At 48.9% G+C, this 14,609-nt stretch carries 13 protein-coding genes; 7 read left to right on the top strand and 6 right to left on the bottom strand.

The window, feature by feature from the left end; all coding sequences use genetic code 11:
* Nucleotides 1-473 precede the first annotated feature (473 nt).
* The 4 genes from VMX96_02900 (at nucleotide 474) to VMX96_02915 (ending at nucleotide 6,346) form a co-directional block, all read left to right on the top strand.
* Nucleotides 474-2,207 carry a hypothetical protein gene (locus tag VMX96_02900; GenBank protein ID HUU62857.1) on the top strand — a complete coding sequence of 578 codons (1,734 nt, stop codon included), beginning with the start codon at nucleotides 474-476 and terminating at the stop codon, nucleotides 2,205-2,207.
* Nucleotides 2,208-2,287: 80 nt separating this feature from the next.
* On the top strand, nucleotides 2,288-4,723 hold the full coding sequence (locus tag VMX96_02905; protein ID HUU62858.1) for an FHA domain-containing protein: 2,436 nt from the start codon (nucleotides 2,288-2,290) through the stop codon (nucleotides 4,721-4,723).
* Between the two features lie 139 nt (nucleotides 4,724-4,862).
* Nucleotides 4,863-5,948: a serine/threonine-protein kinase gene (locus tag VMX96_02910; protein HUU62859.1), complete on the top strand. Its 1,086-nt coding sequence runs from the start codon at nucleotides 4,863-4,865 to the stop codon at nucleotides 5,946-5,948.
* Nucleotides 5,945-6,346: an FHA domain-containing protein gene (locus VMX96_02915; protein ID HUU62860.1), complete on the top strand. Its 402-nt coding sequence runs from the start codon at nucleotides 5,945-5,947 to the stop codon at nucleotides 6,344-6,346. Before VMX96_02910 ends, VMX96_02915 begins: the two co-directional genes overlap by 4 nt.
* Before the next feature lie 91 nt (nucleotides 6,347-6,437).
* Here VMX96_02915 and VMX96_02920 read toward each other — a convergent pair whose 3' ends face one another.
* The 4 genes from VMX96_02920 to gatB are packed head-to-tail and all read right to left on the bottom strand — an operon-like array spanning nucleotide 6,438 to nucleotide 9,927.
* Nucleotides 6,438-7,379 (bottom strand): prenyltransferase, encoded by a 942-nt coding sequence (locus tag VMX96_02920; protein ID HUU62861.1) that lies wholly within the window; start codon nucleotides 7,377-7,379, stop codon nucleotides 6,438-6,440.
* Nucleotides 7,380-7,413: 34 nt separating this feature from the next.
* Nucleotides 7,414-8,220, bottom strand: coding sequence for an SAM-dependent chlorinase/fluorinase (locus VMX96_02925; protein ID HUU62862.1), 807 nt, complete (start codon nucleotides 8,218-8,220; stop codon nucleotides 7,414-7,416).
* 4 nt (nucleotides 8,221-8,224) lie between these two features.
* Complete coding sequence (secG, locus tag VMX96_02930) at nucleotides 8,225-8,446, bottom strand: preprotein translocase subunit SecG (GenBank protein ID HUU62863.1); 222 nt, start codon at nucleotides 8,444-8,446, stop codon at nucleotides 8,225-8,227.
* Nucleotides 8,447-8,448: 2 nt separating this feature from the next.
* On the bottom strand, nucleotides 8,449-9,927 hold the full coding sequence (gatB, locus tag VMX96_02935) for an Asp-tRNA(Asn)/Glu-tRNA(Gln) amidotransferase subunit GatB (protein ID HUU62864.1): 1,479 nt from the start codon (nucleotides 9,925-9,927) through the stop codon (nucleotides 8,449-8,451).
* Between the two features lie 439 nt (nucleotides 9,928-10,366).
* Here gatB and VMX96_02940 point away from each other — a divergent pair, with 439 nt between their 5' ends.
* The gene (locus VMX96_02940) at nucleotides 10,367-10,939 is read left to right on the top strand and encodes a YIP1 family protein (GenBank protein ID HUU62865.1); all 573 of its coding nucleotides are present in this window, start codon (nucleotides 10,367-10,369) and stop codon (nucleotides 10,937-10,939) included.
* Between the two features lie 591 nt (nucleotides 10,940-11,530).
* Here VMX96_02940 and VMX96_02945 read toward each other — a convergent pair.
* Together VMX96_02945 and VMX96_02950 are read right to left on the bottom strand one after the other, a co-directional pair.
* A complete protein-coding gene (locus VMX96_02945; protein HUU62866.1) occupies nucleotides 11,531-11,689 on the bottom strand; it encodes a hypothetical protein in 159 nt (52 codons plus the stop codon).
* 53 nt (nucleotides 11,690-11,742) lie between these two features.
* On the bottom strand, nucleotides 11,743-12,384 hold the full coding sequence (locus tag VMX96_02950; protein ID HUU62867.1) for a protein-L-isoaspartate(D-aspartate) O-methyltransferase: 642 nt from the start codon (nucleotides 12,382-12,384) through the stop codon (nucleotides 11,743-11,745).
* Between the two features lie 72 nt (nucleotides 12,385-12,456).
* On the opposite strand from VMX96_02950, the gene VMX96_02955 reads away from it, so the two are divergent.
* Nucleotides 12,457-13,218: a DUF72 domain-containing protein gene (locus VMX96_02955; protein ID HUU62868.1), complete on the top strand. Its 762-nt coding sequence runs from the start codon at nucleotides 12,457-12,459 to the stop codon at nucleotides 13,216-13,218.
* 326 nt (nucleotides 13,219-13,544) lie between these two features.
* Nucleotides 13,545-14,534 carry a nitronate monooxygenase gene (locus VMX96_02960; protein HUU62869.1) on the top strand — a complete coding sequence of 330 codons (990 nt, stop codon included), beginning with the start codon at nucleotides 13,545-13,547 and terminating at the stop codon, nucleotides 14,532-14,534.
* Nucleotides 14,535-14,609 lie beyond the last annotated feature (75 nt).

The following is a 14,609-nucleotide window of genomic DNA, read 5'->3' on the forward strand; positions in this document are numbered from 1 at the left end:
CCTAGTACAGCGCAATACAATGCCAATTTGTAATTGGTAATGCTTCGAAGCCAAGGCTGCAGCCAAAAGAGCCAGACCAGGTCAATTTGGGATGTATAATCTCGACTAACTATTGCCCCTCTTCACAGCATGTTCCCGTGTCGCTTGCATTGAGGGATTGACAGGCTATGAATGATTGTAACATAATCAACGGCGAGTCTTGACTATGAGATATATCTCTCGTAGTGGATTTAACTACTGTGCGTTTAAATAGAAGAGCAAGAACTATAACAATAGGCAAAGGGGAACGCAGTAGGGACTATTAGTAGTTATTCCTGTATTATGGGCAGAATAATTGGGAGAGTGACTAAGGGGAAATGAGGTCTTTGTCTGAGTTGTTTTTTCATCAAAGCGACCCTAAGGAGAAAGCAAAGGTCACAGTATCGGCAGTTTATATGAATGGAATAATGAGAAGTATTACAGGAGCAAATAAGGTGCCATTTATAACCATCAGATTGTTTATGATATTATTTGTATCCTCAATAATACTTGTGGCAGCATTAGCAGATAAGCCGAGCGTAACAGCATTACTGGTAGACTACTATGAATCCTTCCACTCAGTCAGTCTCTACACCTATGATAGCGATAGTGATGGATATGATGACTCCCTCACGCTATCGGTGGATGTGAATACCGACGGTGGCTATGTTGATGTCACCGTTTACGGGGATTTGGAAGATTCATATGGATTCCTGGTTGACTCAGATTCCGCCACCTGGAGCATATATGGTTCTGACTATGAGTATGGCTATTTATACCTGACCGCCAGTTCAGGAGACCCGGGATACTATAGTTATTACCTTGATCTCTATGATGACCTGGCATACTGGGAGGATAGCTGGTCTGATTCCGTCTACTTATACCCCCTTGGATATGGTGGTGCATCTGACTACTATGAATCCTTCTATTCAGTCAGTCCCAGCACCTATGATAGCGATAGTGATGGATATGATGACTCCGTCACACTAACGGTGGATGTGGATACCGACGGTGGCTATGTTGATGTCACCATTTACGGGGATTTAGAAGATTCATATGGATTCCTGGTTGACTCAGATTCCGCCACCTGGAGCATATATGGTTCTGACTCTGAGTATGGCTACTTATACCTGACCGCCAGTTCAGGAGATCCGGGATACTATAGTTATTACCTTGATCTCTATGATGACCTGGCATACTGGGAGGATAGCTGGTCTAATTCCATCTACTTATACCCCCTTGGATATGGTGGTACGTCTGACTATAATGAATACTTCAACTCAGTCAGTCCCAGCACCTCCGATAGTGATAGTGATGGATATGATGACTCCGTCACGCTAACGATAGATGTGGATACCACTGGTAGCTCTGCTTATGTCACCATTTACGGGGATTTAGAAGATTCATATGGATTCCTGGTTGACTCAGATTCTGCCACCTGGAGCATATATGGTTCTGGCTCTGAGTATGGCTACTTATACCTAATCGCCAGTTCAGGAGACCCGGGATATTATAGTTACCAACTTGAGCTATATGATAACCTGGCTTACTGGGAGGATAGCTGGTCTGGTTCCGTCTACTTATACCCCCTTGGATATGGTGGTGTATCTGACTATAATGAATACTTCAACTCAGTCAGTCCCAGCACCTATGATAGTGATAGTGATGGATATGATGACTCCGTCACGCTAACGATAGATGTGGATACCACCGGTAGCTCTGCTTATGTCACTGTCTACGCAAACATCTATGACACATTGGCACAGTTGGTTCACTCAGAGTCCACCAGCTGGAGCATATATGGTTCTGACTCTGAGTATGGCTACCTGGACCTCACCGCCACTACAGGATATCCAGGATTATATGGTTATCAACTTGCCCTTTACGATGCATCATCTAATTCGGAGGATGACTGGATTGGTACCGTTGACCTATACCCCCTTGGATATGGTGGCACGACCATAACTACACCAACGCCTTCCCCTGATGGTGGTGGGTTAGGCGGCGGTGCAGTGGCAGGAATAGTGGTCGGTGCGCTTATCGTGACAGTGCCGGGGTTTTTCTGGGCAAATAAGAGTACAAAGAGAAGAAGAGCAACCAATGCACAGATCAGGGAGCTCAAGACACAGATGGAGCTCTGGAGGGAGGAGGGCTATGACGTCTCGGAGTTGGAGGATCTATTTAAGTAAATTCTCTGCATAAAGCCTTGTATTATTTTTAGGGCATTTTTAGAGATAGGAGAATAACGATTATTAACGACTCAAGCATTTTGGAAATCCGCTGCGGCAATGAGCTTCGTAAACAGGCCCTAACCCAACTGCCAGTCTCCATTGGGCGTGCCACGGACAATGATGTATTGCTCAGCGATGAGATGGTTTCGCGTCACCACGCGAGGCTTGAGCAGATGGAAGGTGTCCTATATATCACGGACCTGGGCAGCCTCAACAGCACACAGGTCAACAGCGAGACAATTGAGCCGAACGTGCCGTATCCTCTCAAAGACGGTGACGCTATCAGCATCGGCAGCTTTATAATGACGCTCCATTTGACCCCCGAAGCAAGCTGCATAGATAAGATGCTGGTGGAAACGCCACATGAAGCAGAGCTACAGGTACCCGATCTGGCAGGACGTGACATCCTGACCATAGGGCGAGGTACGGACAATGACTTTATAATAGCTCACCCCATGGTCTCGTGGAGTCATGCCCGTATCACCCGGCGCAGACCTGACGGAGATCATGTAATTGAAGACCTTGGTTCAACTAATGGCACGTTTGTCAATGGCGAGCGTGTGGTTCGGTCTCGCCAGCTACACCGCGACGATATAATCTACATTGGCCCATATAAAGTTGTCTATATACCGGAGGCGCTTAAAGCGGTAGATGAATCGGGTAATCTGCGCTTGGACGCATTGCGTCTTAACAGGTTCGTTGGCAAGGGCAAGAATCTATTGAAAGATATAACACTCGCTATCCAACCCCGGGAGTTTATCGCAATCGTCGGTGTTAGTGGCGCTGGCAAGTCCACACTGCTCGATGCCCTCAGCGGTTTTCGCCCTGCCAGCGAGGGTCAGGTCTTAGTGAATAACAACAACCTGTATTCCAACTTTGATGTCTACCGCACTCAACTTGGATATGTTCCTCAGAAGAATATAATTCACATGGAGCTAACAGTCTATGAGGCATTGGACTACTCGGCACGGCTTCGGCTCCCTGCCGACACGGCTCCTGCCGAGCGCAATCAGCGCGTTAGCGATGTATTGGATGCGCTTAGTCTAACCGAATGCAAAGACCGCGTTATCCGTCGTCTTAGTGGTGGAGAGCAAAGGCGAGTCTCTATCGGGGCCGAATTGCTGGCTCAGCCAGGGCTACTCTTCCTCGATGAAGCCACCTCGGGCCTCGATCCTGGAAGCGAACGTCAGATGATGTATCTCTTGCGAGACGTCGCCGACCAAGGCCATACGGTCGTACTTGTTACTCATGCTACCAGGAACGTTCTGCTATGTGACCAGGTCGTCTTTCTTGCTAAAGGCGGCTGTCTCGCTTACTACGGACCTCCACAGGAGGCGTTGAGTTATTTTGGTGTCAATGATTTCGACGACATTTACGACAAACTTCAAAGGGAACGAACACCCGAAGCCTGGGCGGAGCAGTATCACCAATCTGAACAGTATCAGAAATTCATCGTCGCACGCTTGCCCCATAAATACGGTGCAGCACTCCAATTGCCAACTCCTCCACCAATCGCTAGCCCAGGAGCGACATTGAAGCACGTCTCCGCTCGGCGTCAGTTCGTCATCCTGTCGCGCCGCAATATGAACATATTGAGACGAGATAAAGCTAGCGCAATGCTAATGCTGTTGATAGCTCCCCTCATCGGCTTGCTCTTCTTCGCTTTCTGGAGCCGGGGCATCTTCGAACCGGACGGTGGTGATGCTATGAGGGTTGTAATTGTCCTGTTTAATGTCTCCGTGATCTGCTTTCTGGTTGGCGGCCTCGTCTCGATGCGTGAGATTGTCAAAGAATCGGATATCTACCACCGAGAGCGCATAGTGACGCTCAAGATAGTGCCGTATGTACTTTCCAAAGTCTGGGTTGCTGGGATAATTGCATTATATTCGGCCGGGATTTTTATCCTGTTTATGAAATTGGCTGGCGGTTGGCCCTCCCTCGGTCAAGTGGTGGCGGTCTATGTAACATTGACGTTATCACTTGTTGGGGGCATGATGACAGGCTTATTTATTTCTGCGGTGTCACCAAACCCGAATGTGTCTCCGTTACTTCTTTTACTCATTATGGTGCCACAGATAATATTTGGCGGTGTAATGCCTATTAAGTACTTCGGTGGTGTAGGAGAGGCAATTGGTTATGCAACTACAACGAAATGGACCTTTGAATCCATGGTGACCATCAGTGGCATGGGAGAATGTGTGGCTGATGATATATGCAGCCAAGAAAAGTGTTCCGGGTTCAACATATTAACCGAGTGTGATTTCCCGGGCGTACGTCCTGATGTTGAGCCAGTGGATGAGCAAGAGGCTCAAGAGGCTATTTTTCAAGCCGAAAGCACAATAGATAATATGGATGAAAACTGGGGCCAAGCATTCGATGTAAATGTGGTTGCTCACTGGGGTGTACTCTTGGCTATCATAGCTGCCATGCTTGGATTGGTGATAGCATCGCTGAGGTTGAAAGATCGCAGATAACAACACGGGCCCGTATTATCGTATTGTGTTAGTGTAGTAAAATGGAAAAATACAATTGCTTGTAGGGGAGTGTGGACGTAGATTGAGGCAGTGGAAAGTAGCAGGTCATGACGCCTCATCATTCAAAGGGGAGACCTAGATGAAAAAATTGGATGAGATAGTACAAGAGTTTAGAATCTTTGGGGAGAAGATTCTAAGATTAAAGCAGCTAGAGAGCGAATTGAACGCCATGAAAACGGAGAGCTACGAGGCGGAGGTGGAGTCTATCAGGGCCAAACTGAAGAAGCCTCAGGCCGTGGAGGAAGTGGCAAGAGAACTGGATTCTCTGAAGAGAAATATAGAGTCCAAGGATGTCGAGGGGGGGATGACACTGGCTGCACCGTTAAAAACGGCAGACCGGCCGCCGAAACCTGAACTTGGTGGAGAGATATCAGAGAAATATGAAATTCTGGATTTAATTGGATTTGGAGGGTTTGCAGACGTTTATAGAACCCGGAGGAAAGAGGATGGACGAATAGTTGCCATAAAGGTCCCCAGGCTCGCTCAGTTTGAAACGGTAGAGCCCGGAGCATTTTTGGAAGAAGCCAGGTTATGGTCACGGTTAAGTCACCCCAATATTGTAGAGGTTATCGAATACGGGACAAAGCCCTATCCGTGGATAGCAGTGGAATACATGGAAGGAGGCTCACTGCGATTGAGGATAGGACATCTAAAATTAGAGGAATCTCTCGATATAGCTCTGAAAATATGTGATGCTCTTTACTATACACACCATCTTGGGATTATTCATAGAGATATAAAACCAGAAAACATCCTCTCCGATAAGGAAAATAACCCGAAGCTGGCAGACTGGGGTCTGGGGAAGATGATGATAGACCTGTCAATGAGGTCGGGTTCCACAGGGACCCCGTACTATTCAAGCCCGGAGCAGGTAAGTCCAGCAAAATTCGGCGATGTTGGATGGTGGACAGATATCTACCAGTGCGGGGCTGTGCTATATGAAATGGTCACGGGGCGTCTCCCATTTCAGGGACAGAGTACTTTGGAACTAGCAATAAGTATAACGGACAGCGAGGTGGTAAAACCAAGCGAGGTCAATCCTGAATTGCCCGCGGAGCTTGACGATATCATTGCGCAATGCCTGGCAAAGGATAGGGGGGAGCGCTATAAGGATATCTCCATGATGAAGGCGGCGCTCGAGAATATAAAAAGGTCTTTGGTGTGAGCTATCTGATAGCCAAGAGTGATGATGGTCGGGACATAGCGGTTCCTCTAAGAGAACCGCTGGAGATAGGTCGTAGTGATAAGGATTTTACAGTGGTGGTAAGGACGAGGGGCGATACAGTCTCTTTGGGCGTCACTGATGCTACCGTTTCTAAAACCCACGCCCGCATTTATCCGGAATCGGGGAAGCTAATGCTTATGGACCTAGGCAGCAAGAATGGGACTCTGCTGAACAATAATCCTTTGCCCGGAGCGCAACCTGGAAGAGAGAGTAAGCCGGTTGAGATCGGAGAGAATTCCAATATTAAGTTTGGATATAATACTATAGTACGGATAGCATTGGGAGAGAAGACCATTACACCGGAGGAATGGGGTAAAATTCAAAGAAGCTCACCCTAGTAGGGTACATGTGTATTTCTCCAGCCAATCCCCATCGCCATCATCGCCACTAGCAGCGTTATATGCCAGGTCGAGGCAAGCTTAATTCCCCCTAGCTGAAGGTAAATGCCCAAATAAGGATGCCAGTGGACATCAACAGAGGGGTTAGAAGTACAACCTGTACGTTCATGCCCATTACTGGAATAAGGTTGTCTCTATCACTGTGGGACCTCAGCACACCCTTTACTGTCTTTATTCCCAGCGGTAGTGTTGCCAGTCCCAGTAGCGCCAATATTGGGAGTACCTCGGCAACGACTGCTCCTGCGATTAGAGCATAGACTAATACCAATATCAAGCAATAAATATTAGCCGCCCTCCCCTTGTTCAATATTATTGGTAGGTGCTTCCTCCCTGCAAATCTATCAGCCTCCACATCGGGAAACTCATTTAGCAGCAGCAAATCCGCGATAAGCAACCCGGAAACAAACGCGACAGCTATCGCTGCAGCGCTATAAGCCTCGGTCTGGACAACATAGGTGCCCAGCACCATTAGTCCGAACCCCAACCCGGGACCTACTAGCTCAGTTATTCCAGGTAATCTGGTTAGATAAGGCGTATATATAAGTACCAGTAATACCCCTAAAAGCCCTATTGGCAATATTACCGGCATGATATAAATGAAGTATATCCCAATAATAATGGTGACAGCCAAACTTCCTAACCCTAGGAGAAGCACATTCCTTGGTCTGAGCATGCCCGCGGGGAGGATGCCGCTACCACCACTGAAGGGGGTTCGATGTGTCTTTAGGTCTATCCCACTCTTATAGTCAAAGTAGTCATTAAGAACATTGACGCTTATATGAGCAAACAGAGCACCGAAAAAGGCTAAGACAAAATACACGGCGTTAAAAGGATAACCCTCGTATAGTGAAACCGCTACCCCAGAAAAGACACAGACCGGGACAAGTAGCAGGAACTGTGGCCTTATTTCCAATAGCCAGGTTTTAAAAACAGCCACGAACTTTTTTCCTCCTTTACCCTGGAATGGTACCACTACCCTGGAATGGTACCACTCAACTTGCTATCACCTACTCTAAGCTAAGTCTCCCTTTCAGCGACGTTTTAGTAGCTCCCACCTTCACCTCATCTCCAATCTTAGCCCTCAGAAACCTGGCAGCACTACCATTCCGCAACGATACCTCTAGCCGCTCGCCTGAGCCCATGATCGCCAGGAGCTCTTCCTCCTCCTCATAGGAGGAGCTCAGGTCATCTATTATATGGCCGCCAACCTCTATGAAGATCCTGCCCCTGGGTAGGTCCTCACGCTTAATATCGCTGATTAGATTACCAAAGCGATCGATATGAATAACCCTACCAATAAGCACCCCGTCCTTTCCAATTTGAGGACGGGGTATGGTGAAGGCAGCGATGGATGGAATCAGGTCACCAAACTCGTAGGGAGATACTCCTAGGGAGAGATGGGCAGAAACAGGGGCGAATATATCGCGACCGTGAAAGGTGTTACTTAGCGGTGAGAGCCAGAAGCGAGGATTGGTTAAGGCAATCGCTTCAATCTCGGGGAGGGATTCCTCCACAATATAGCTTAGCACGCCGTTGTCGGGGCCAAGGAAGAATGCTTGGTGAGTAATGAGTAGTACTGCCTGCCGCTCCGTACCTACCCCGGGGTCAACTACCGCAATATGAACTGTGCCCCTGGTGAAGTAGTGATAGGTTGTGCTCAAAATATAGGCGGCCTGAGCAACGTTCTGGGGCTTGATGTTATGACAGATGTCGACTATTGTAACCTCGGGATTGAGGTCAAGTATCACCCCTTTCATAGCTGCTACATAGGGATCATCGTTACCAAAGTCGGTGGTCAGTGTAATGATAGCCACAATACTAACCTGTAGCCCTGACTGCGAATATCGAGATGATGACAAAGATCACCATCAAGGCAATGGTGAAGCGGAATATGGTTTTTTCGATCCCCCGTTTGGTACGGTACATACCAGTCTGCTGCCCGAAGATACCCCCCAGACCTCCACCTCTCACCTGAAGAAGGAATACAATTACCAATACAATGGCCAATATAATTTGGGCACTATTGAGATATGTCTCCATGCTTAACCCTCCAGTCTCTCTTTCAAGAGTTTATTCACCGCAGCAGGATTAGCCCGCCCCCTGGTCTCCCTTATCACCTGACCCACCATGAAGGTTAGTGCCTGCTCCTTCCCTTTCTTGTAATCCGCCACCGCCTGAGTATTATTGATTATCACTTGGGCTACAACTCCCTCTATCTCCTGCACGTCGCTAATCTGGGCAAGCCCCTGCTCAGCTATAATATCACCAGCCCGCCTGCCACTGGCAAACATCTCCTCGAATACCCTCTTCGCGGCAGCTCCGCTGAGCGTCCCATTATCTACGAGTTCTAGCATCTCAACCAATAGCCCGGGAGTAATCTTAGCATTATCGATCTCAGTATCCGTGGCATGGAGAAGCCTCGTGAAATCGCCCAGGAGCCAGTTGCTCACCACTTTCGCCTTTTTTTTATCCCTGGCCTTATTATTCAGTTTCAGGCAGGCTTCGAAATAGTCAGACATTGCTTTGGAGTTAGTTAGCAGGCTGGCATCGTAGTAAGGAAGCTCATAATCCGCGATAAATCTGTTGCGCCTGTTCTCGGGAAGCTCGGGAAGACGCGCTCCAACCTCTGCAACCCATTTGGGGCTGAATACCATGGGTGGTAGATCCGGCTCATGGAAATAACGATAATCGTGAGCATACTCTTTGCTTCGTTGCGAAACTGTGACTCCCCGATCCTCAACCCAACCCCTGGTCTCCTGGGTGAGGCGCTCTCCTACTTCTATCGCATTGCGCTGCCGCTCCTCCTCGTATTTGAGAGCGCGATAGACCGACTTGAAGCTATTCATGTTCTTGACCTCGACCTTTACCGAGTCGTTACCACCTTCGGTGCGCATGCTGATATTGGCGTCACACCTAAAGCTCCCCTCCTCCATATTCCCGCTGGACACACCGATGAACTGGATGATATTACGCAGCTTTATCAGGTACTGTCGCGCCTCCTCAGGGGAGCGCAGGTCAGGCTCACTCACGATCTCCATCAGTGGTATGCCGGCACGATTGATATCTACCAGGCTATAGGACTCTCCCTCCGCGGTGGTGCGATGGATTAGCTTTGCTGCATCCTCCTCTAGATGTACCCGCGTGATAGCGATTCTCCTCTTTTTTTGCTCGCCCCTATCCTCTCCCTCTCCAACCTCTATATCCATCCAGCCGTAAATACCTAAAGGTGCATCATACTGAGAGATCTGATAGCCTTTCAGCAGGTCAGGGTAGGGGTAGTTCTTACGGTCAAACTTGGCATATTCCGGGATGGAGCAGTTCAGCGCCAAGGCGGTCATCACCACGTATTCTATAGCCTTCTGGTTGATGACGGGGAGCACCCCAGGCATCCCCATGCATATAGGGCAGACACGCGTATTGGGTTCTGCGTTCACATAGTCCGTGCCACATCGACAGAACATCTTGCTCTTGGTCAGCAGCTGCGCATGGACCTCAAGCCCGATAATTGTCTCGTAATTCACTTTAAATAGTCCCCTCCTCAACCCAATCCAACCTGCGGCTAGTATAGCAATCTTTACAAGCCGTGGCAAGGATTTGTATTCACCCATATTATTGCGGACATGTCAAATTCCATGCTTATTCTATATGGTAGATCTACTTGCGCTCATCGCTGGCAAGGCCAATTTTCCGAAGCATTATTATAATTATAATGATTACATCGCGCCGAAGTAGCTTTTCGAGGTGCAAACCGATGCGATTATTTTCATATATCTCTAGCGTTACTAAGGAGAACATATCCCGTGTTAATGCATAACCCATCCTACTTATGACAGTTAACTAGCCATTGGCGGACTAAGCAGATTAGATGTGGCTATGCCTTAACTGCCGACAAGTCGATTGACATCGCCAGGCATATGTGCTATTTTGCTCATGCCGAATCGAATGGTGAAAGGGAACCACATGGGTAATCTTGCCGACAAAATGATTAGAGCAGCTAGGCTCGATGCAAACTTTTATGTACAGGTGATGAATGATCCTGCCGCGATACGGCAGGCACTCTTAGTGGTCCTGATCTACAGCTCGTTTGCTGGGATTGGAGCCGGTCTGCTCACCCTGCCAGATGTAGATGCGGGGCAATTTGTCCTAAATCTATTCGTGGGGCTATTTAGTGCCCTAGTTTTATGGTTTGTTTGGTCCTTTGTCACCTACTTCATCGGCACCACATTATTTAAGGGACCTCAGACACCCTGGCGAGTTATAGCAACCTACGGTGAGCTTCTTCGAGCCATCGGTTTCGCCGCTACACCAGGGATACTACTAATATTTATCTTAATTCCCCTTATCGGTATATTTTTATCGCTGGCAGCATGTGTGTGGATGTTCATCGCCACGGTCATCGCGGTAAGGGAGGCGCTGGATTTCTCCACCTGGCGATCAATTTGTACCTGCTTTGTGAGTGGAATTCTCCACCTGGTTTTTGCCATCCTCATTATCCTGGTGTTGGGTGTGGCCTCCTCGGTGGTTTCCTACTAATTGCGGCTTCAAGTCCCATCTATAAGTTCCCCCATTTTTACAATCTGCCCCCCAACTTTTAACGCATTGGATTTTAATGTTCTATATCCTTCGATAGCTGTGTCCCATTGAGTACCTTCTTTGAATACATATCATCAATATTGAGTACTTCCTGTATGTGATAAGAATTCGATAATGAGCCTGTTACACAAAGCATGAGCATGAATAAATTCCCTCACTAGGCTGATAAAATCGCTATCAAAATGGCATGATGGCTCCACTATTGTTCTTAAGATAAGCTATCCAATGTGCCTGATTCCCCACTGTAATGAGAAGGTCGTTTTTTTACAACAAGCTCTAACCTTATCCTTCTAGGCTTATGAGCAACGATCAATATTTTTTACTAAATTAGGATGGTGAGAAATGGTCGCTGGCGCATACACCGCGAATTCTCCCCCGAAATTAACCATGTGAATCACAAAATGCGTCTCCATCTCCAACACTGCCTCTAGGATATTCCCATAACTTTGTGAGTCATTGCCAGTAATTAACCGACAATACAGGCAATTCTAGCCCCTTTTAAGGGCATTTTAATCGCAATGCTACCCTCTCTCAGTCTATCTGTTTACCAACCCAGTATCCATTCCATCCATTGAATTCTTTCCTGCTGTTTTTAAGCCTGTTTGGGTTTTTCCCCGGGGATGACAGTAAAACAGTACTACAGGCTATTGCAGACACCCCGCTGAGCTTACCAAGCAGGAAGCTTGCCAACTCACCAACCTGCCTAAAGATATGAAGCCCCCGAATAGAGAGAGGATGGATTCCTAATCCTCGCTCCAGGCATCCTCCCCGATGAGCGGGACGAAGCGGCAATGGGTTAAGTTCTTCACAGTCATCTCCTCCTTCTGCCTGATCACCTGCAATAGGTCCTGCTCCCAGCGGGAGCCAACCGGGATTACCAAACGACCGCCTATAGCAAGCTGATCCAGTAGCCCTTGTGGAATCCTGGGTGCAGCGGCCGTTACCACGATTGCATCATAGGGTGCTTCTTCCGGCCAGCCCAGTTCTTTTATGGCAATATTAACCTCTACGTTAGTATAGCCTAGACTCTTCAAGGTCTGCCTGGCTTTCCGTGCAAGCTTAGGCATCCTTTCCACAGTGATTACCTGCCCCGCCAGCTCGGCGAGGATCGCCGCCTGATACCCGCTCCCCGTGCCAAGCTCCAGAACCTTCTCCTTCCCGCTAAGAACCAGTGCCTGGGTCATCAGCGCCACGATGAAGGGCTGGGATATGGTTTGGTCCTCACCAATAGGTAATGGCCTATCATCATAGGCAAATTGTCGACTCAGGCTGGGCACGAAAATCTCGCGGGGCACCCGCGCCATCGCATCAAGCACCCTCTCATCATCGATCTCGTGACGCAGGTGTTGAATTAGCCTTTCACGATCTTTTTCCAGATTTAACATCGATCTTATCTTCACTATCTTCGCCTAAAATCTACCACAAAACCCGCAAGGGCTTCAAGGTTGATGGGGTTATTGATAGGGAATATAATTAAATATTGTGAGTTTATCGGGTTGACGAAGTACTATATCGGGACAAGTGGCTGGGTCTACCCGCACTGGCGGGGTGTTTTCTATCCATCCAAGCTACCCCAGTCTAAGTGGCTGGAGCACTACACTGGACTTTTCTCCACCGTGGAGCTCAACAACAGCTTCTACCGCCTTCCCTCAGAGCAGGCATTTTCCAACTGGCGTGATAGCTCGCCAGAGGGCTTCCGCTACGCGGTCAAGGTAAGCAGGTTCATCACCCACATCAAGAGGCTCAAGGATGTAGCCAAACCGATAGAGACCTTCATTGAGCGGGCGCGACATCTCAATGAGAAGCTGGGCCCGCTGCTCTACCAGCTCCCGCCAAACATGCACCGCAACGATGAACGGCTGGAAAGCTTCCTATCGTTATTACCCAAAGAGCTCCGCCATGTCATCGAGTTTCGCCACCAGTCCTGGCTTGATGAAGCTGTGTTCGACATGCTGCGGCGGCACGGTATCGGCTTCTGCGTCTTCGATATGCCCGATCTTCCCTGCCCACCTCTAGCGACGGCAGATTTTGCCTACATCCGCTTTCACGGCTCAAGCGGGCTTTACTTTAGCTGCTACTCCAACGGAGAGTTGGATGAATGGACAAGGAGGATCACTAGGCTGGCGAAGGATCTCGACACAGTCTATATATACTTCAACAACGATGCCGAGGGCTATGCTATAAGTAATGCGCAGACAATGGCAGCTAAGCTGGTCTAGGGTTAATTCCGAACTGAGTTAGCCCTTCGATGGAATTCGGGCATCGCAGGACTGACACGCGATTACTATACCTACTACAAGAATTACTCAGTTCATCGGAATGCGGCTTAAGTATTAGCTATTTTATTGCCTACCAATTATCAACAGGTTCTCCCTCATCTAGATTGTAGCTAGCGCTATATCGAATAGCAGTATTATCTGTACTAAAGTATTTCTCAGTGACCCAAAGTTTCAGATTTTAACTCTCAATGTCGGCACAACTCTGAGGCCTCATGGGTATCGCCATTGACGGCGAAAGAATTGCCTGAGATAATGGCAGCCGGAGGTTGGCTATTAACTGGAAAAACAGGGTGACTGAACTCCTGGGCAGCAAATACCCCATAATCCAGGGGGCATTCGGTGGTTTTGGCACCTCAGTCCTAGCCGCACCCGTTTCCGAAGCGGGGGGATTTGGCATCATCACCGCCAGCGCCTGGCGCACTCCAGAAAGGCTGAGGGAGGACATCAAGAAGGCGCGCTCAATAACTGACAGGCCCTTCGGGGTCAACCTCTCGGTAGGGCTCTGCCCCCGCATAGACGAGATGCGGGAGGTAGCTATCGAGGAAAGAGTGCCGGTGATTTTTACGTCGGCATACCGCGCCGATAACCACGGCATGCGCATTCATGATGCCGGGCTTAAGTGGGTGCACAAGGTTGCCACGGTTCAGCATGCCCTGGCTGCAGAGCGCCAAGGGGCCGATGCCGTGGTCATTGTAGGCCTGGAGGGCACAGCCTTCAAGAGCATCTTCCAGCTACCCACGTTAATTAGCGTGACCACTTCGGTAAAGCAGATGAGGGTGCCACTGGTCGCAGCCGGAGGCATCGGCGACGCCCGTGGCTTTCTCGCCGCCCTGTCTATGGGGGCAGAGGGCATCTATATGGGCACGCGCTTCCTGGCTACCGAGGAGTGCCCAGTCTCAGAGCGCTTCAAGCAGCAACTGGTGGAAGCCCAGCCCTGGGATAAGGAATACCGCGAGCGTGCCCTTACCCCGCCGAAGCCCGAGGACTACGAAAAGATATTGGGGAAAAGGGGCGATATGCCCATGGACCAGTGGCTTCAACACCTGGAACAGGTCATGTTCAGGCAGTCCGAGGTAGGTGACTGGGACTGGGAGAGCGACTTTGACCTTGATGTGATCCTGAAGATAGCGGGTGGCTCGCTGGCGGTAGGTGTCATAGACAAGGTTATGAGCGTCAGGGAGCTAATCGATACAATCATCCGGGATGCCGAGCAGATACTCCGCCTTAATGGAAACCTGGGCAAGTTGATGGTTTAGGTATGTGGTGATACCGCCAAACCCGATGATAAATGGCTAAGGTCACTACGAAGATGAATATGTTGAAGTAGATGG

Source organism: Dehalococcoidia bacterium, assembly GCA_035528575.1.
Lineage (GTDB): Bacteria > Chloroflexota > Dehalococcoidia > E44-bin15 > E44-bin15 > DATKYK01.

Coding starts and splice junctions, on each gene's coding strand:
- secG (HUU62863.1), bottom strand. CDS start 8,446: ATGGAGACATATCTCAATAGTGCCCAAATTATATTGGCCATTGTATTG.
- VMX96_02940 (HUU62865.1), top strand. CDS start 10,367: ATGGGTAATCTTGCCGACAAAATGATTAGAGCAGCTAGGCTCGATGCA.
- VMX96_02910 (HUU62859.1), top strand. CDS start 4,863: ATGAAAAAATTGGATGAGATAGTACAAGAGTTTAGAATCTTTGGGGAG.
- VMX96_02950 (HUU62867.1), bottom strand. CDS start 12,384: ATGTTAAATCTGGAAAAAGATCGTGAAAGGCTAATTCAACACCTGCGT.